12 protein-coding genes and 2 pseudogenes are annotated in these 18974 nt (G+C 56.2%); 7 read left to right on the top strand and 7 right to left on the bottom strand.

The window, feature by feature from the left end:
- Positions 1-52 precede the first annotated feature (52 nt).
- From B1748_RS12465 to B1748_RS12435, 7 genes are all read left to right on the top strand, one after another.
- The gene (locus B1748_RS12465; RefSeq protein WP_087568234.1) at positions 53-940 is read left to right on the top strand and encodes a carbohydrate ABC transporter permease; all 888 of its coding nucleotides are present in this window, start codon (positions 53-55) and stop codon (positions 938-940) included.
- A 2-nt stretch (positions 941-942) separates the two neighbouring features.
- Positions 943-1773 carry a carbohydrate ABC transporter permease gene (locus B1748_RS12460; protein WP_087568233.1) on the top strand — a complete coding sequence of 277 codons (831 nt, stop codon included), beginning with the start codon at positions 943-945 and terminating at the stop codon, positions 1771-1773.
- A 63-nt stretch (positions 1774-1836) separates the two neighbouring features.
- Positions 1837-3147, top strand: a complete 1311-nt coding sequence (locus tag B1748_RS12455) for an FAD-dependent oxidoreductase (protein ID WP_087568232.1) — start codon at positions 1837-1839, stop codon at positions 3145-3147.
- The gene (locus B1748_RS12450; protein ID WP_179215555.1) at positions 3132-5495 is read left to right on the top strand and encodes a glycoside hydrolase family 36 protein; all 2364 of its coding nucleotides are present in this window, start codon (positions 3132-3134) and stop codon (positions 5493-5495) included. The genes B1748_RS12455 and B1748_RS12450 overlap by 16 nt, the downstream gene beginning before the upstream one ends.
- A 78-nt stretch (positions 5496-5573) precedes the next feature.
- Positions 5574-9635, top strand: a complete 4062-nt coding sequence (locus B1748_RS12445) for a discoidin domain-containing protein (protein ID WP_087568230.1) — start codon at positions 5574-5576, stop codon at positions 9633-9635.
- A gap of 141 nt (positions 9636-9776) precedes the next feature.
- Complete coding sequence (locus tag B1748_RS12440; RefSeq protein ID WP_087568229.1) at positions 9777-9956, top strand: glycoside hydrolase family 99-like domain-containing protein; 180 nt, start codon at positions 9777-9779, stop codon at positions 9954-9956.
- A 170-nt stretch (positions 9957-10126) separates the two neighbouring features.
- The gene (locus B1748_RS12435) at positions 10127-10993 is read left to right on the top strand and encodes an AraC family transcriptional regulator (RefSeq protein ID WP_179215554.1); all 867 of its coding nucleotides are present in this window, start codon (positions 10127-10129) and stop codon (positions 10991-10993) included.
- 803 nt (positions 10994-11796) lie between these two features.
- Here B1748_RS12435 and B1748_RS12430 read toward each other — a convergent pair.
- The 7 genes and pseudogenes from B1748_RS12430 to aguB form a co-directional block, all read right to left on the bottom strand.
- On the bottom strand, positions 11797-12954 hold the full coding sequence (locus tag B1748_RS12430; RefSeq protein WP_087568228.1) for an ABC transporter permease: 1158 nt from the start codon (positions 12952-12954) through the stop codon (positions 11797-11799).
- Positions 12955-14130 carry an ABC transporter permease gene (locus B1748_RS12425; protein WP_087568227.1) on the bottom strand — a complete coding sequence of 392 codons (1176 nt, stop codon included), beginning with the start codon at positions 14128-14130 and terminating at the stop codon, positions 12955-12957.
- Between the two features lie 30 nt (positions 14131-14160).
- A complete protein-coding gene (locus tag B1748_RS12420; RefSeq protein WP_087568226.1) occupies positions 14161-15105 on the bottom strand; it encodes an ABC transporter ATP-binding protein in 945 nt (314 codons plus the stop codon).
- A gap of 122 nt (positions 15106-15227) precedes the next feature.
- On the bottom strand, positions 15228-16697 hold the full coding sequence (locus B1748_RS38020; protein WP_373271271.1) for a sensor histidine kinase: 1470 nt from the start codon (positions 16695-16697) through the stop codon (positions 15228-15230).
- Positions 16697-16903: pseudogene (locus tag B1748_RS38015) on the bottom strand (response regulator transcription factor); the annotation flags it as partial. The gene B1748_RS38020 and the pseudogene B1748_RS38015, both read right to left, overlap by 1 nt.
- Before the next feature lie 62 nt (positions 16904-16965).
- Positions 16966-17311 (bottom strand): annotated as a pseudogene (locus tag B1748_RS38010) (response regulator); the annotation flags it as partial.
- Between the two features lie 761 nt (positions 17312-18072).
- On the bottom strand, positions 18073-18951 hold the full coding sequence (aguB, locus tag B1748_RS12405) for an N-carbamoylputrescine amidase (protein WP_087568224.1): 879 nt from the start codon (positions 18949-18951) through the stop codon (positions 18073-18075).
- Positions 18952-18974: the final 23 nt, after the last annotated feature.

Here is an 18974-nt window from a genome sequence, read left to right as displayed (position 1 = left end):
GGGGGCCGGCAGCGATGCCGCCCCCTCCCGGTTGAGAGATAGGAGTTCGGACATGATGAGATACCGGCGGAGATTGGATTTACTCTATGCGCTGCTCTTTGTATTGCCGGCGTTAACGTTGTTCCTTGCCTTCAAATATTACCCGCTGTCCATGACGATGTTCTATTCGCTCACGAATTGGGACGGCTTTAGCCGATCCTACCAGTTTGTCGGATTGGACAATTTTATATCGGTGTTTAGCGATAGCAAGGTGCTGGGGGCTTTTTACAATACCGTTTATTTTGCGATAGTCAGTATATTGCTCGGTACGGTCATTCAACTGGGCCTCGCCCTCATCCTTGTCAATCGCATCAAGGGAGCCAAGGTTTTCCGCACCGTGCTGTATATGCCGGCCGTCATCAGCGCGCTGATTATTAGCATGACCTGGATTGCCTTCTTCCAATACAACGGCATCATCAACCAAACATTGAAGCTTGTCGGACTGGAGACGCTGGCGCACAACTGGCTGGCGCATCCCGTCATTACGATACATGTGCTGATCGTTATCAACATCTGGCAGTGGGCGGGCTATGGCATGATTATTTATATAACCGGCTTGCAAGCGATCCCGACCGAAATCAACGAGGCGGCCGCGCTGGACGGCGCGACGGGATGGCGCAAGCTGCGTCTGATTACGTTGCCGCTTATTATGCCGGCGGTCACGATTAATATGTTCATTTCGATTACAGGGTCCCTTCGCGTATTCGAGCTGCCGTTTGTATTGACCGGCGGAGGTCCGATGAATACGACGAACACGGTGACGATGTCGATCTACAATACGGCCTTTCTCTCCAACCAGTTCGGCTATGCTAGCAGCATTGGACTTGTGTTTTTCCTCTTTATCGCGACGATTACGCTGATTCAGTTGACGGTGACGCGACGGCTGGAGGTGGAGTATTAATCATGGCATCGGCAAACGGAAGATGGCTCCGAATGTTTAACTATACGATTTTGTACGCGGCGGCAGTTATTATTTTGATCCCGGTCCTTAATATAATATTAAGCAGCTTCAAGACCAATCAGGAGATCAATCGGGTATTTACGCTGCCCTCCTCGCTGCAATTCGACAACTATGCCCGGGTTTTTGACAACTCCTACGTCTGGCTTAACATCGGCAATTCCATTTTCATTACCGGCATTTCGATTGCGGCGGCGATCTATTTGACCTCCATGGCGAGCTACAGCTTGGCGCGTCGCAAGGAATGGATCTTTCAGGCGCTTTATTTGGTGTTTATCAGCGCTTCCATGATTCCGCTCGCCGCCAATCTGGTGCCGCTTTATGTCCTGATGAATAAGCTCGGACTGGTCGATACCCGGACATCGGTCATTATTATCAGCATTGCGGGAGCGATCCCGATGGGCATTATGCTGTACACCGGTTTCATCAAAGGAATCAGTCGAAGTCTGGACGAATCGGCAAGCATCGACGGCTGCGGCCGAGTACGGACTTTTGCCCTGATTATCTTGCCATTGCTTAAGCCCGTTACGGTTACGTACATGGTCATTTCTTCGATCTCGATCTGGAACGATTTCCTTATGCCGCTTTTGTTCATACGTTCGGCATCTAAAAAAACGATTACGTTGGCCGTGTACTCTTTTATGAGCGAGTATGTCAACGATTGGGGCGCGGTCTACGCGCTGCTCACGATCGCCTTTTTGATTCCGGTGGCGTTTTTCCTTTACAACCAGAAGCACTTTTATGGCGGAATGACGGACGGATCCGTCAAAATGTAAACTCGACTGCGAGTTCCAAAAGTTCGGATATCAGTACAAATGGTGTGAGCGGAGGTAGACAAGGTGAGTACAGAACTATTTCGGGAGCCGGCGCGGGATATTGAAGTGTTGCGGCAAGCCGATGTCGTCGTATGCGGCGGCGGACCCGCAGGGGTATCGGCGGCGATTGCCGCCGCCCGTACGGGCGCGAAGACGGTGCTGCTCGAGGGGCACGGAGCGTTGGGCGGCATCTGGACATCCGGTTTGTTGTCCTGGATTATCGATGCCGGCAACAAGCCGGGCATCATGAAGGAAATCATCGAGCGGCTGGATAAAAAGGGCGCCCGGCGGCAAAGTCTGGGCGAAGATTTTACGTACGATCCTGAAGCGATGAAGTTGCTCCTGGAGGAGATGTGCTGCGAAGCGGGCGTCATCGTTCAATTGCATACGAGGGTGTGCTCCGCCGCGGTCGACGAAAGCGGCCGTTTGGCGCTGGCGCTGACCGAATCGAAATCGGGACGGCAGGCATGGGCAGCCGCTTGCTTTATTGATGCGACGGGTGACGGCGATCTGGCGGCACAGGCGGGCTGCGGATTTGCGCTTGGAAGGCCTGACAGCGGCGAGACTCAGCCGCTTAGCCTTATGGCGCTCGTCTCGGGCATTCGTCCGGAGGAAGTTGCGCCTTATACGATGGATGGCCTCAGCGAGGAGCCCAAACGGCGTTTGCTGGATCAGATGGGCATAGCAGGCGTGTTCCCGTCGTACTCCGGCCCGTCGTTGTTTCATATCAGAGACGGCCTCTTTGCTTTAATGGCTAATCATATGTACGGCGCGAAGGCGACCGATGCCATGCAACTATCGCAGGCGACAATGCTGGCGAGGCAAGAGCTTCACCGGATTATCGACGGGCTGCGGGCGGCAGGCGGCGCGTGGAGCGGCCTGCATATCGTCAGCACCGCCGCCCAGATCGGCATCAGGGAAGGGCGGCGTATTGCAGGACGCTATACGGTCGACGAGCATGACTTGCAGGCCGGCCGCGTTCATGAGGACGGCGTATGCCGCGTAAGATACGGCATCGATATCCATTCAACGAATCCCGAGGATGGCAAGGGTTTCGGGGATGACGGCAAGTCGAGCAAGCCGTACGATATTCCGTTCCGCGCTTTGATCGCGGCGGACGTGGACGGTCTGCTGCTTGCGGGCAGATGCATCAGCGGCGATTTCGTTGCCCATTCCAGCTACCGGGTTACGGGCAATGCGGTCGCCATGGGCCACGCCGCCGGAGCAGCGGCAGCGTTATGCGCCAGCCGGCGTTTGTTGCCGCAGCAGCTCGCTTGGCCGGACATAAGGGCTACACTATCGAGGCTGGAGGAGACGCAGTGGAACAAACTATAATTCGGCATCAGGCCTTGCCCGACGGGAGGATCCGGCTGGAGCGGCCCGCGGAGGCAACGCTTGATTTCGGCTTTCGCATTGTGCGCGGGGACGGGCATGTCTGGGATATATCCGACTTTCCCGAGAGGCAAATCCTCCCTCCTCGGCGTGGACAAGAGGAGCGATACGGATACGTTTATCGGAATGACGCGCTGCAGGTCACTCTGGAGTTGATCCTGCCGGAGGATAAGGGATATGCGGAATGGAGGCTGCGGCTGCGCAATGAAGGCGACGATCCGCTGGTCCTCTCAGCCGCCCATTTGTGCGAGGGGCAGCTGCGCTGCGCGGCAACACGGGCGATTGAAGACGAGCGCGGAATTGGTACTGGCGAGATTGGAGCAACTGCAGCAGGACGCGACTGGCTCGCGCTTAATGTCGGGCTGCAGTCTACCGACATGCACATCGGCATTGAAGCGGTCGAGCCGGGTCGCAACCATTATTTTGACGGCTTTACCGTGCTGCACGAGCCGACATTGAACCAGCATCTTTTGATCGGGTGCAGCTCGCATGCCACCTACTTTCCGCATGTGCTGGCGCGACAAGATGCGAATAACGAAGGTTTCGATGTCTGCGTAGCCAATCAACTCGAGAACCTGGTTCTCCGTTCCGGCGAGACCGCCGATACGGAGTGGGCGATCTTTATGACCGATCATGGGCATGATCGGCTGCTCAGCCGTTACATGGACCGCGTTTGCGCAGCCATGATACCGGCAAGCGCATTTCGCGAGCCGGTTACCGGCTGGATTTCCTGGTATTACTACTACGGTACCGTGACGGAGCAAGCCGTACTGGACAACGTGCGGGCGTTGCTGGAGTTTCCGGACATCCAGCCGGAGTATGTCGTCGTGGATGCGGGATGGTTTCTGGAGACGGGATTCGGGGACTGGGAGGCAAACGGCAAGTTTCCGCATGGCATGGAGTGGCTCGCGGCCCGTATTGCCGAAGCGGGCTTCAAGCCCGGCTTATGGTTTTCCCCGTTGCTGGCGGATGCCGGTTCGCAACTGGTCGACGAACACCCGGACTGGCTGCTCTGGAGGGACGGGCAGCCGGTAGCGGGGATGAATCCGAACGGCAGCGATGTGCTCGAGCTCCATGAGAAAAGCAATATCAAATACGTTCTGGACATTACGAATCCGGAGGTGCTCCAATACCTGCATCGGCTCATTCATCGGGCTGTGCACGAGTGGGGGTATCGTTACATCAAGCTTGACTTTCTGGTGCGCGCCCTATTTACCGACAAGGGCACGCACTCAAGCCTGGAGCGGGATCAGGTGCATTATCCCGGGACGACGACAGCGCGGGCTTATCGCAATGCGATGCGGGTTATCCGCGAGGCGGCCGGGGATCAATGTTTCATTTTGGGCTGTGCGGCCCCCCTGTTCGCGAGCCTGGGGCCGTATATCGACGCCAATCGGATGACCCCGGATATTACGAGGCGGACTTATACAGCCTTGCAGGAGCGGCCGGGGTATTGGGAGCTGGTGAAAATTTGCGCCCAAGCGATGGCCGCCCGCTATTTCCTGCACCCGCGCGCCGGCTTCAACGATCCGGATGCGCTGGTTGTCCGGGGACACGAGCCGGAGGGCATCGTCGACGACTACACGCCGACTCTGGACGAGGCGCGAGTGTGGGCCGGCGTCGTGGCGTTGTCGGGCGGTTTGCTGTTCTACAACGACAAGCTGTCGGAGCTCGAAGAGGAGCGGCGGCCCCTTATTAGCCAGCTGTTCCCTGTCGGCCCCGGCGTCGCTGTTCCGCTCGACTACTTCAATCCGGATATTCCCCGCTTCTGGAAGCTGTCTATCGAGGATAACGGACGGCGTTGGAGCGTGCTTGGCGTATTCAATTGGAGCGATGCGCCGGATGCTCCGTCACTGCCCCTTCAAGAGCTCGGCTTCCATCAAGAAGAGCAGGTAATCGGTTGGAGCTTATGGGATCGGCAGGAGACGGCTTTGCTTTCCGACGACGCGGTGAACGCCCAATTGTCTCTTCACGAAATAAAACCTCATTCGATGCAGTTGCTTGCGCTTCGCGCCGCTGCCGGGCATCCTCATCTGGCGGGAACGGATATGCATTTTACCCAAGGCTGGGCCGAATTCGGCGATGAGTGCTGGGATGCAGCGGAGCGGCGGTTGATCTTGCAATGGAGGCCGGGTTATACGAAGCGCGGCACCGTATACGTGCACATACCGGAGTCGTATCGCCAAGCCGTCAAGTCCAGCAATGCGGTAATCGCGGATGACGGCGGAGACATTGTCGTTTTGCATTGTTCAGGCTGTACGGAACCGCTGTTGTGGATCGCTTTTGATTAAAAGTCGGCCTCTCTGCCTGATGCATATTGCATATGCGGCGGGGCCGGTCTCAACCATAAGAGTGGAGGGGATTTTGTTATGAACCTGTTAGACGAAGACGACACCATCAGGACAAGAACTACCGGTTATTACAGGATCAGCATGTTGGTCATGTTATTTTTTTCATTATCCGTTATGTTAGCGCTTACCGGAAGCGTCTCGGCCAGTCAGGAGCCTGACATTGAGTTGTGGCAACCTTATGAAATTACGTTATCCAGCTCCGAAACGTATGCCAATCCTTATCTGGACGTGCAGGTATCCGCTCAATTCAGCGGTCCGGGAGGACTGGAGATGGAGCTTCCCGGCTTCTGGGACGGAGATGCGGTATGGCGTATCCGGTTCGCGCCGCCGGTTGCTGGCGAATGGACCTATGAGACGAGCGCTACCGATTCGGGAAACGCCGGCCTGCACCAAACGGGCAGCTTTACGGCAGTTCCCTATACGGGAGATCAGGCTATTTACCGGCATGGATTCCTGCAGCCGTCGGTTAATAACCGTTATGTTGCCTATAGCGACGGAACGCCGTTCTTCTGGCTTGGCGATACGCACTGGATGGGATTATCCGGACGGGAAAGCCTGAACGGCTCCAATGATGCGAGGTTCGATTCCCAGTTCAAAGGGATGGCCGATATCCGCAAGGAGCAAGGCTACAACGTTTATGCCATGAGCTTGTTTGGCGGCAGCTGGGGAGATGTTTCCCCCCAAGGCACTTACAATGAGGGCGGCCCGATCTGGCAGGCGGCAAGCCTCGCCGCCTCCGCTTCCAGTGCCGTAGCGCCATCCGGCGGCGGGGATCATCACGGCGCCAAGAAAGCGCTGGACGGCAATTTAGGTACGCGCTGGCAGGCTACAGCCGCGACTTACCCGCAGTGGCTTGAAATCGATCTCGGCGAGATTTCGTCCATTGGTCAACTCGATTTGCATTTTGGCGAATCCGATACATGGTCGTATATCATCGAAGGCTCCCCCAACGGCATTCAGTACAATACGCTGGTGAACCGTTCATCGGGTGCATCGGGCCAAAATTTCACCGATGCGGTCTCTGCCGCCGCACGCTATTTGCGCGTCACGATTACCGGAGCGCTCTCCGGGCGTCCCGCCTCCATAACCGAATTTGTCCCCTATGGAACAAGCATGCAGCCGCTTAACAACAACGGCTTGTTTAAGCAATTAAACCCGGCGTTTTGGCAAAGCGTCGATGAACGGATCGCTTATCTGTCCGAGCAAGGAATGACCGCTGCGCTCGGGCTCGACTGGGGCCGCAATCTGGAAGCCGCCAATGAGGCGGACTATATGCGGCTTGCCCGGTATGTCGTGGCCCGATATGCGGCTTATCCGGTAGTTTGGCTGGGTGCGGGCGAATATTCCACCGGCAACACGGCTTCCTGGGGAAATGTGTCTGCGTATATTTATGAACAGGACCCCTACAAGCGTCTAAACTTTTTGCATAATGCCGTATGGAATGCCAATAACTTTCGAGATGAGCCCTGGTACCAAGTGGACTACCTGCAGGCCGGTCATGGCGTTCAGAAATCCAAGGATTATTGGCTTGGCCACTATAATGAAACCCCGACCAAAATTATGATCGAGGCGGAAGTCAATTACGAGAACATTAACGGCATCCCTTCCTCGTTTACGAGAGAAGCCGCCTGGAACGCGTTCATAGCCGGCAGCGCAGGTTTTACGTACGGCGCGGAGGGGATCTGGCAAGCTACGCATGACATGAAGGACACATGGCAGGTATGGAACCTGGCGCCGACACCATGGTATGAAGCGATTCATAAACCGGCGGGCGAGCAAATGCGGTTTTTAAAGGACTTTTTCACCGCGCTTCCTTGGTGGGACATGACCCCCGACGCGGCTCGCGTTCAATGGCAGGGCGCTCCGGCGCTTAACAACAAGGCAGCTCCTTATCAGCGTTCTACGGCGGATGGAGCGGTAATTGCGGCTTACTTGCCCTCGCATACGTCCACTTATACCGGCAAGGCGCAAGGGCTTGAGTCTGGCGAAACGTACCAAGCAAGCTGGTACAATCCGCGTACCGGCCAATACACGGCGATTTCGGCGGCATTCGTTCCGGACGGGAACAACGAGTGGCAAATCCCCCCACAGCCAAGCGCTTCGTCGGATTGGGCGCTGCTCATTCAGCGAATCTCGGATCGGGCTGCGACGCCGAATGCCGACAAGAAAGGCGGATCCTATCGCTCGCCTGTGACGGTGGCATTGTCTACGACAACTGCCGGAGCCGCGATCTATTACACATTGGACGGCACAGAGCCGAATGCCGATAACGGCTTGGTATATACCTCGCCGATCACCATTCAATCTGCCGCCACCCTTAAAGCGGTGACAATAGCCGACGGGTTGGAGCCTTCGCCATCGATGGTTTATTACTATCGTTTTCCGGGCAACCTGGCGTACGATCGGACGTACAGCAGCTCAACGACCTTTGCGTCCGGTCAGGAGGCGGCTAAAGCGTTTGACGGCAATCTGTCGACCAACTGGCAGGCGGGCAATTTGGATCGGCTTAATCAATGGCTGGAGGTTGATTTCGGAGGAGCCGCTACATTCAACCAGGCGGTCGTGAGCGAATACGGCAATCGGATCACTTCATTCCGCATTGAATATTGGAACGGTTCTGCCTGGCAGACGGCGTATACCGGGACGACGATCGGGGCTGACGCCAATGATCGTCGCACATTCAACTTTCCGGCCGTGACCGGCAGCAAGGCAAGACTGTATATCGTTCATGCCACGCTGCAGCCGATTATTTACGAGTTGGAATTGTATCATGCTCCGACGGGACTGGCTGCGGTTTCGGGGCACGGAACCGTATCACTGTCCTGGAATGCGCTCTCCGGGGCTAGCCATTATGAACTTTGGCGACAGGATGCAGAGGGCGAACCCGGTCGTGTCGTCGCTGCGGGCAATATGTTGGCCTATACCGACACCGGGCTGGGGAACAAACGGGAGTACAGATACCGGCTTGCCGCCTTCGACAGCTACGGCAATGAAATGGGGGGATCAGCTTCTGTTCAAGCTGTAACTTCGGGAGCGCAGCCGTTAAGCATCAATCGCACATATGCCGCGTCCTCCGTATTCAACGGCTCTCAGACCGCCGACAAAGCGTTCGATGGTTTGCAGAACACGAATTGGCAAGCGGCAGTCGGCCAGACGGCGGGCCAGTGGCTGGAGGTTGATTTCGGCGAGCCGGTCGTCTTCAACAAAGTCATTGTGTCCGAATTCGGCAATCGCACGCAAGGGTTCGAGGTGCAATATTGGAACGGCGCGTCCTGGCAAACGGCATATAGCGGGACGACGATCGGAGCGACTGTGTTCGACCGCCGGCAACTCCACTTTCCCGAAGTGACGGCAAGCAAAGCAAGGCTGTATTTCACCGCCGCTGCCTCGCAGCCGATTATTTACGCCTTTGAGCTATATGAAGTTCCCCAAGGCTTGCAGGCTGCTGGCGGTCCGAAGACGGCGAAGCTGGCATGGGATGCGATTCCGGGCGCCGAATCCTATTCGGTTTACCGCAGCATGTATGCGGACGGCGCATATGAGGCGGTGGCCGAAGGACTTGAAACAACCGACTTCCGAAATGCCGATTTGCTGGAGGGAGCGACGTATTACTACAAAGTATCGGCGTTGATCGACGGAAAGGAAACCGAGTTATCGCAGCCGATTGCGGCCACGACCTCGGGACCGTTTAATTATGCTTACGGGCGCGTCTACCAAAGCTCATCCAATTACAATTCCGCGCAACATGCCGCCATGGCGTTCGACGGAATGACCCAGACCAACTGGCAAGCGGGGGTCGGCAAATTCGCGAATGAATGGCTGGAGGTTGATTTTGGAACCCCGGTTACCTTTAACAAGGCTATATTGAGCGAGTTCGGCAGTCGAACCTCGGCCTATCGCATCGAATATTGGAATGGAAGCTCCTGGCTGACGGCCTATACAGGCACTACAATCGGCAGCTCGGCGCACACGCCGTTGACGGTCAACTTCTCGCCGGTTACCGGCAGCAAGGCTCGCATATATTTTGTGTCGGGAACCTCGCAGCCGATTATTATCGAGTTTGCTATTTATAAAGAGTAAGAGTGAGGAGCATAATCGATGCATGATAAAATAGAAGTAGGTAGGCCGGATTAGTATGAAAGTTTCGCGAAGAAGGCAGAATGACGGGTACAAATTCCGGGATCAATATCGCATCCCCTATTTCCCAAACGTCTCTATGGGATGGGATTCCAGTCTTCTTTACAATCGGTCAAACAGTTTCTATTGGAGGGGGGGACGAAACCCCCGATTGTGACCATCAATTCATGGAATGAATGGACGGAAGGCAGCTATATCGAACCGGATACGATACATGGAATGGGGTACCTGGAGGCGATCCGGACCGTATTCAAGCTGGAATAGCCTTCCGGAATGTAGAGGATTAGAGGATTTCAATAAAGAAGAATCGAATAATAAACACATCCTTCTTCTATATCGCAAGCTTCCGATAACCTGTTCGAGAAGCGCACGCAATGACAGGATTGTCGGCAGCCCGCTTGATAAAATAACAATCGAAGGAAGGTGACGCGCAGGTGGAAGCGCTTATTCGCATGATGAACGCCCTGGATTACATGGAGACGAAGATGGAAGAAAAGCTGGATATGGAAGAGATCGCGAAGAAGGCGCATTCGTCCACGTTCCACTTCCAGCGCATGTTCCACTTCCTAACGGGCATGTCGGTGGCCGAATACGTCAGGAAGCGAAAGCTTACGCTTGCCGCACAGGAGCTGGCTGCTTCGAGCGCCAGGGTTCTCGACGTTGCCCTCAAGTACGGCTACGATTCGCCGGAATCGTTCGCCAAGGCGTTCCGCCGCATACACGGCATTGCGCCGTCAGAGGCCCGGCTGCCCGGCGTTCAGCTGAAGGCGTTCCCCCGCCTCTCCTTCCACTTATCCTTGAAGGGAGATCAAGACATGGATTACAGAATCGAAGACAAGGAATCGTTCACGATCGTAGGCAAGTCGCTAGCCGTATCCTGCGTGGATGGCGAGAATACCAGAGAAATACCGAAGTTCTGGGGAGCCAGCCACGCGGATGGCACGGTTAGGGCACTCGAGGAGCTGGCTCCGGGCGAACTCTGTCTTGGCGTCTGCCTCGACATGAAGCCCGAGACGGGCGACTTCAACTATATGATCGCCGTGAAGGCTGACGAGGACAAGGCAACGGGCGATCTGGTCGCGCGCGCGGTTCCCGCCTTGACTTGGGCGATCTTTACGTCCATCGGCCCCATGCCGGACGCCATCCAAAGCCTCTTCGGGCGCATCTACTCGGAGTGGTTCCCCGCCACGGGCTACGAACATGCCGGCGGTCCGGAGATCGAAGCCTATACGGACGGCGATACGACATCCGAAGAATATCGCTGCGAGGTATGGATACCGATCATCAAGAAAGCCAAGTGAGAAAACCTCTATCGTGGCCTTTCAGAGATGAGCGACCTGCAGCTTTGCAAAGCAAAGTTGCTTCGGAAGCATGAGGCAGGTTTAATCGCCAAATAGCATTTCGGTTTTCGAATGCTTTAGATCGATGGCGCCGACTTAAATCTTGAAAGACAGCTAGTCAGCGAGCTTTAGATCGATGACGCCGACTTAAATCTTGATAAACAGCTATTCGGTGAGCTTTAGATCGATGACGCCGACTTAAATCTTGAAAAGCAGCCAGTCGGCTAGCTTTAGATCGATGTCGCCGATCTAAATCTTGAAAAGCAGCCAGTCGGCTAGCTTTAGGTCGATGTCGCCGACTTAAATCTTGAAAAGCAGCCAGTCGGCTAGCTTCAGGTCGATGTCGCCGACTTAAATCTTGAAAAGCAGCTAGTCAGCGAGCTTTAGATCGATGTCGCCGACTTAAATCTTGAAAGGCACCAGTCGGCTAGCTTTAGGTCGATGGCGCCGATCTAAAGCTTGAAAAGCAGCCAATCGGCTAGCTTTAGGTCGATGTCGCCGACTTAAATCTTGAAAGACAGCTAGTCAGCGATCTGCACCGCGTGCAGCTCCCAGCGCGCGGTGGGGCGGCACGGGTGTCACCGATGCGTTTCAGAATGTTGGGTTCCATACTTTTACCACAACAAAAAAAAGAGGCGGGAGACATCCCACCTCGAATATTTTATAAATTCTATAATTATGAGAAAAAACTTCTATCTAAGCGCTTCGGTGGAGCGACCGCATTTATGTGGAGAAACGGCCTCCTTCCGCCGCTGCCGCTATTCTTAAATGAAAGTCCTCGTATCCCGATTGCGTCCGAACTTGTAGGCCGCGACGAGGCAGAAGGTTAACGCGAACGCCGCCAAAGTGAGGCCGTTCAGAACCAGCGTCGCTGCAGGCGCGCCGGATTGCAGCCCGTCGATGCCCTCCAGCAGCCATCGCTGCGGCAGAAACTCGGCAATCGCCCGCAGCGGCGTCGGCATGGCCTCCACGGGGAACATGCAGCCTGCGATCAAGCAAGTGGGAATGATCAGCAGGTTCTGCAGCGCGTTCGCGGATATGGCGTTTCGCGAGAACGCGACGATGACCAAGGACAATCCCACCGCCACCCATGCAAATAACACGAGCGCAAGCGCAATGCTCCAGAGTGGGGCCCCGGGCCGGATGCCGAAGCCCACCGTCATGACCGTTAGCACGACGGCTACCTGAAGCATGAGAAGCAGGACATTGGCGGCGACGTTCGACGCCACGTAGGCTCTGGAGGAAGAGGGGGCGGCCAACAGCCTGTAATAAGTCCGGTTCTCCCTCTCTTTGATCATATGGGTCGACAAGCTGACGGCGGAGAACATCATGACGATCACGAGGTAACCAATGGATCGGTTCGTCATGTCCCGCCCCGCGGAGAGATCCTCCGCCGTTTCCTTCCGCAGACCGAATTCGGCCGCGACGAGCTGTGCATACCGTTCCTCGAAGCCGGAGACGTCCCCGGACGTTGCCGCCGCAAGCGCGCTTACGTTTTCGACGTACCGATTAAGCATGAGCTCCACGTAAAAAGCGACTTCCGAGCCTTCCAGAGCCATTAACTCCGCTCTCGCATCCGCACGCCCCTCAATTAGAGCCTGCGCGTAACCTTCCGGTATGGTAATCGCGACATCCAGCTCCCCCGACAGCACGACTTTTTCGGCCTCGCCGATGGACGGAAGCGTCGCGATTTCCATAGGTTCGATGTCTTCCAGATAGGCCAGGACGCCATCCGATACCGGCTCCCCCGCGTCCAGATTCACGACTCCCACGTTAAGCGGGCTGGGATTGGCGCTGCCTCCGATGATAAGAAAGGCCAGCACGATGCCGATGACCGGCGTAATCAGGAAAACCAGCAAGCTTTTATATCCCCGCAGCATGGACCGTATCGTCCTTCGCAACAACCAGATCATATCCTTCATCTATAACCCTTCCTTTCTGCGCATGATCCCAATCGCAGCGGCCAGGAACAGGACGGAGAAGCCCATGTTCAGAAGGATCGCCGCGTATTCCGCGGACATCCCGCCAATGGGACTTTCCACGCCGCCGTAAATGACCGAAAGCAGCCCGTCGTTGGTCCAATCCAGCGGCGAGAATCGCGTCAACTTGCTGAAGGAATCCCCGTTATCCACGTTCTGGAAGTACGATCCGCCGAAGAGCGCCGCCAGTTGAATGATCGTCATGATGACGGCGCCGGACGCCTTCGATCCGAGCATATAGCTGCTGCCAAGCCCCAAGCTGATCGCGAACACGATTTGCGAAGCCAGCACCAGCAGCACCATAACGGGATTGTCTCCCCAATCGGCTCCGTACATATATTTGCTGAGAAGCACGATAAGGATGACGAAGAACAAATGAAGCAGGAGCGACCCCGTTATTTTGCCGGCAAAAATCTCCGCCTTCGTCACCGGCGCCACCAGCAGGCGATTAGCCGTATGGCGAACGCGTTCGTTCTCGATCAGGAGGCCCGCCGTCATGGAGATGTACATGATGATCATCGTCGTCACGGCTACCGAATAATAATCGATGGCGTTCGGCTTCGGCGGCGCTTGCAGCTTCCTTGTCTCGAAATGTTCTCCCGATGATGCGGCCCCCTCGGCCGCGCCCGCAGCTTCCGGGAAGACGAGAGACAGCTTGCGATGGTCCGCGTATGCCAATAACAAGCCCTGGACGATCGCGTTCTCGGCTCCGATCCGGTCGTTGCCGTAATAGCGGATGCCCTCGTCGCCAATCGTTGCATAGCCGATGTAATCGCCGTTTTTCACCTCGTCGATCGCCGCTTGCTCTCCCATCTTGGCTTCATCGAAGGCGATCCCCTTTACTATAATCCCCCTGTCGCCCCGCTCCGTGCCTTCGAGCCCATCTGTCTCGTCGATAGATCTGCCGATCCAGGACTCCCAATGCTCCTTCACTGCTTCGTCCCCGCTTGCCGAGTACAATACGCGGACGGTTCCTACGGCCTCTTTGCCGTTGAAGTTGCCCGACAGCACCGAGCCGAGAATGAGAATGAGCAGAACGGGCGTAGCCAGCATAAAGATCAGCATCGCCGGGTCTCTCGACGTCATCAATTCCTTCATCGCAATTCGCCAAACGTTCACGCGGTTCTCCTCCTTTCTTCTCCTGCCATTCTAATCATCCCTCAAGCTGCGGCCGGTCAGCGTCAGAAAAACCGTCTCCAGACTCGGTTGTCTCTCGTCGACCGAGCGGATCTCCATGCCGCTCTCCATTATGCATTGAAGAACCCGGTTCAGGTTGTTGACCTCGGCGTCCGATTCTACGCGAACCGCGCTCCCCTCAACGTCTAAGGCCACGGCCCTCACTCCGGCGATGCCGCAAAGCTTCTCCTCGTTCAGTCTTTCCGCGGATTTCAGCTCGATCATCAGCGTCTTTCGGTCGGTAATGATCGACTTGAGCTGCGCCTTCGTCCCTTCCGCGATCATCTTGCCATGATCCATAATCGCGATGCGGGTGCAAAGCTCTTCGACTTCCTCCATGTAATGGCTCGTGTAGATAATGGTGCAGCCCATCTCGTTAAGCTTCCTGACGGAATTCAGAATGTAGCTGCGGGACTGCGGGTCGATGCCGACCGTCGGCTCATCCATCATGATCAGCTTCGGACGGTGGGCAATGGCGCAAGCGATGTTCAGCCTCCGTTTCATGCCCCCCGAGAAATTCCGCGGGAAGCTCTTATGCTTGTCGTCGAGCCCCGCGAACGCGAGAGCCTCCTCCGTGCGGCTCTTCAGCTCCGCGCCCCTCAATCCATATAATCCGGCAAAAAAATGCACATTCTCGTAAGCCGTCATATCCTCGTAGATGGCAATTTCCTGCGGCACGAAGCCGATGTTCGACTTCGCGAACCTGCCGTTTCGCGCTATATTGCGATCCAGCAGCCGAATCTCGCCTTTGCTCGCCGGAATCAAACCCGCGATCATGTGGATCGCCGTGCTTTTGCCCGCGCCGTTGGGGCCCAAGAGTCCGAATATTTCGCCCTCCCTTATGCTAAGCGACAGTCCGTCCACGGCTGTAAAGTCGCCGAATGACTTCGTCAATCCCTCCAGTTGCAGTACGTTCATCCGCATTCCCTCCCGTAACTCTTTCGTCTTGCCCTTATCGTACAAAAAAAGATGAACCCCGCGGAAGTGCGTAAGTTCATCTTCTGACATGAGAAATCTCATGGTTATGGATATGGCGATACTCATGCCTTGCCGCAAGGAAGGAGCGTCGTGACGGAGAAACCCGCCGAGCCGTCTACGATGACCTTGCCGTTCGCGGACGCCGCCCGTTCCTCCATGCCGGCGATGCCGAGTCCCTTCACGATCTTCGAAGCTCCGACTCCGTTGTCGGAGACGCCGGCCTTCACCATCGTGTTCAACACCTCGATATGGACCGACACGGTGGTTGCCCGCGCATACTTCGCCGCGTTCGTCAGCGCCTCCGTCACGTTGCGATGGATAATTTGCCAGTGCAGCTGCTCGATTCGGCCCACGTCCCCCTCGAAGGTAAGCGCGACGCGCAGCCCCTCGTGCGTGGCCGCAAATTCGTCGATGAACAGCCGCAGCCGGTTCAGCCCAAGCTGCTCGGCCAACGGCTTCATGTCCCGGAGGACGAGGCGAATGCTCTCGATGCCTTCCTTGGATATGGCGATCGCGTTGCCCAGCAGCTCGGCGGAACGTTCCGGATCTTTGGCCTGCAGCCGTTTGGCCGCCTCCATCTGAATGAGCGCTCCCGTCATGGAATGCCCGATCTTGTCGTGAATATCCTGCGAGAGACGGTTGCGTTCCTCCAGCTTGAACGTATACTCCGATTGGCGGATGTAGTCGTTGCTCTCGCCAAGACTCCTTTGCAGGCGATGGATGTCGGCGCGCAGCGCCTCCATCGCAGCCTTGGCCGTCGCGGATTGACGGGCGTGCCTGTCCAGCAGCCAATGGAACAGCAACGAGAGCAAGGCGATTAGTCCGTAGGAAGCCTGCAAGTCGCCTTGAAGAAGCGGCAGCGGCGCCAAGGCAGGCAAGTATAAGAGAGCATGCCATTGCGAGAATCCGGAATTGTCATGGACGCCGCGTTCCGCTGTCGGCTGCAGTGTGCCGGAAAGCGGCGGACCGCCGGGGGCGTCCGCATACCGCTCGCTCCCGTCCGGCCAACTCGAGCGCGTCGTCGTATACGCCGCTCCGGACGCCTGCCGCGCCGAGCCGCTCGTTTGGCTATACGCCGCTTCGGAGGCTTGAAGCGCCGAGCCGCGCATTTGCCTATACGCCGCTTCGGACGCCTGACGCGCCGGGCCACGCATTTGGCTATACGCCGCCTCGGACGCCTGCCGCGCCGGGACGCGCGTTTGGCTATACTCCCGTCCGCGCACGCGCTCTGACGACAGGAAATCCGCCATACTCGCGGCTATTCCATACAGCTGAATCGGCAAGAACAGCGCCATCGCCGGCTCGACGAAATAGGCCGCAGCGACGATGAACAACGTCGCGAGCGTCTGAGCGGCACCTTTCCACGCTAGCCCGCGCTTCATATACGCCAGCAAGTCAAAGCTGATGTACAGAAGGATCGCGATCGTGTCCAGGGCCTGCCGGCCGTCCCCGTAAGTCGTGAAGACGACGTATAGCAGCAGGACGAGCTTGAAGCCCATCAGCCATGTTTCGGGCCGCAGATCGCGCTCCATCAGCGGCGCCCCTCTCCGGTCAAATAATAGATCGCGATTTGCGTACGATGTTCGAGCCCCGTTTTGCCCAGAATGGATGTGATGTGGTTGGCGACCGTGCCCTCCGACAAGAAGGCTTGCTTCGCGATCTCCTTGTTGGACAGTCCTTTCGCGATCAGCGACATGATCTCCAATTCCCTCGCCGTAAAGAGGTCCTTGTCGATGTTCGTTCCCGCGCCGTTCTTCGCCGGTTTCTGATCCTCCGCTTGGCTCATCAGGCCAGCGGCAAGCTTCTCCATTACGACGTCCTGCAGCACATGATGCCCGTTATGTACCGTGCGGATCGCATCGCGGATTTCCTCGGGATCATTGTTCTTCAAAAGATAACCTTTCGCCCCGTTTCGAACCGCCTCCGAAATGAAACGATCCTCGTCGAACGTCGTCAGAATAAGCACCTTCGTCCGCGTCCGCTGCGTGATTCGGCCCGTCGCCTCCACGCCGTTCATATTCGGCATCTGCACGTCCAGCAGCGCGACATCCACCTCATGCTCTTCGCAATAGGCCACCGCTTCCGCCCCATCCTGCACCGTCGCCAGCACCTCGAACTCCTCGAAAGTGGACAAGATGATCTTCATCCCTTCCCGGATGAACGAGTTGTCGTCCGCTATCAATACGGTAATTTTCAATGTCTCCGCTTCCCCCTTCTCGATGTCCGCTCCCGCCTCGATTTGTTTTGATCTTATCGCATGCCGGTGGCGTTGTAAACGAATAATGCAGGCAGTCTACTCTGCGGCATCGGGTGGTCGATGCGCTTCCTGCTCCATTCCGCGCAAGCATTCTAACGGACACCGGAGGCGCTATTCTGCCTCAAATCGCCGATCTTGAAATCTAACGGACACGGATGACCTTATTCGTGCGAATGAGGCTGAGAGCAGCTGGTTACTGACCAAATAGCGTTTCTCCCGTCCGTTAGAATTCGAATAAGGGCGTTTCCATTCCAATAATGTCGTCTATGTCCGTTAGGCTCGAAATGCAGATGCGGTCTTCGTTCGGAGAATCGAAAATGGGAAATCCCGCGCGCTCCGTCGAACGATTCATAGGGGGAGAGTAACATTGCCAGGGACAAAAACAAAATAAGGAAATTTTAAACTTTTCTTAATGGGCGGGAAACGTTTGTCGGGTATAGTCGGGAGGTCGGTATGGGAATACACTGATTTCCTGAAGTTCTGGCGGCATTAATGACTTTACGAATTGTCTGGGCAAAAGAGGTATAGCGACGGCATCTCCCTATAGTAGTATCCAAAGATCGACGTAAACGGTATAAGATATAATGGCACCTTCCATGCAAATAGAAAAAAACTCCTTAACCGGGAGGCCAAGGAGTTCTCAGAAGCATTTAGCGAACCCGAATCTCGCCGTCGTAAGATGCGATGACGCCATACAGATCCGGACGACGGTCGCGGAAGATCCCCCACTCTATGCGCTGCACTTCGAGCTGGTCGAGATCGAACTCGGCGACAAGCACCGTCTCTTCGTCGCGACCCGCCTCGGCCACCATGTTGCCTTGAGGACCCGCGATGAACGAGGATCCGTAGAAGTTGATCGAGGAATCTTCGTCGCCCTCTTCGCCGATGCGGTTGGACGCGATGACCGGCATCAGGTTGCAAGCCGCGTGGCCTCTCATGCACATCTGCCAGTGGTCCTTGGAGTCGATCGTGCCGTCCTGCGGCTCGGAGCCGATCGCCGTCGGGTAGAACAGCAGCTCCGCGCCCATTAACGCCATGCTGCGTGCCGCTTCCGGATACCATTGATCCCAGCATACGCCGATGCCGATCTTGGCGTAACGCGTCTTCCATACTTTGAAGCCCGTATCGCCGGGGTTAAAATAAAACTTCTCCTCATAACCCGGTCCGTCCGGGATATGGCTCTTGCGGTATTTGCCAAGCACCTCTCCGTCGGCGTCGATGACCGCGAGCGAGTTGTAGCGCGCGTAGTTTTTCTTCTCGTAAAAGCTGATCGGCAGCACGACGTTCAGTTCTTTCGCGATACCGCGGAAGTGATTGATTGCCTTGTTCTCTTCCAGCTCCGTCGCGTAGACGTAGTAGTCGGCTTTCTCCTTCTGGCAGAAATACGGTGTCTCGAACAGCTCCTGCAGCAGGATGATCTGCGCGCCTTGCGCCGCCGCTTCGCGTACCAGTTTCTCTGCTTTGCGGATATTCTCTTCTATATTCGTTGTGCAGCTCATCTGAGTAGCTGCTACTTTAACGGTTCTCATGGGTATGTTGGCCCTCCTTGTTG

The sequence above is a fragment of the Paenibacillus sp. MY03 genome, from assembly GCF_002165585.1.
Classification (GTDB): domain Bacteria; phylum Bacillota; class Bacilli; order Paenibacillales; family Paenibacillaceae; genus Pristimantibacillus; species Pristimantibacillus agaridevorans.
This window is presented reverse-complemented; position numbering and strand designations above follow the sequence as displayed.

Excerpts from the sequence above, each read along its gene's own strand:
- B1748_RS12465 (WP_087568234.1), top strand. The coding sequence starts at position 53 with ATGATGAGATACCGGCGGAGATTGGATTTACTCTATGCGCTGCTCTTT.
- B1748_RS12460 (WP_087568233.1), top strand. The coding sequence starts at position 943 with ATGGCATCGGCAAACGGAAGATGGCTCCGAATGTTTAACTATACGATT.
- B1748_RS12445 (WP_087568230.1), top strand. The coding sequence starts at position 5,574 with ATGAACCTGTTAGACGAAGACGACACCATCAGGACAAGAACTACCGGT.
- B1748_RS12440 (WP_087568229.1), top strand. The coding sequence starts at position 9,777 with ATGGGATTCCAGTCTTCTTTACAATCGGTCAAACAGTTTCTATTGGAG.
- B1748_RS12430 (WP_087568228.1), bottom strand. The coding sequence starts at position 12,954 with ATGAAGGATATGATCTGGTTGTTGCGAAGGACGATACGGTCCATGCTG.
- B1748_RS12420 (WP_087568226.1), bottom strand. The coding sequence starts at position 15,105 with ATGAACGTACTGCAACTGGAGGGATTGACGAAGTCATTCGGCGACTTT.
- B1748_RS38020 (WP_373271271.1), bottom strand. The coding sequence starts at position 16,697 with ATGGAGCGCGATCTGCGGCCCGAAACATGGCTGATGGGCTTCAAGCTC.
- aguB (WP_087568224.1), bottom strand. The coding sequence starts at position 18,951 with ATGAGAACCGTTAAAGTAGCAGCTACTCAGATGAGCTGCACAACGAAT.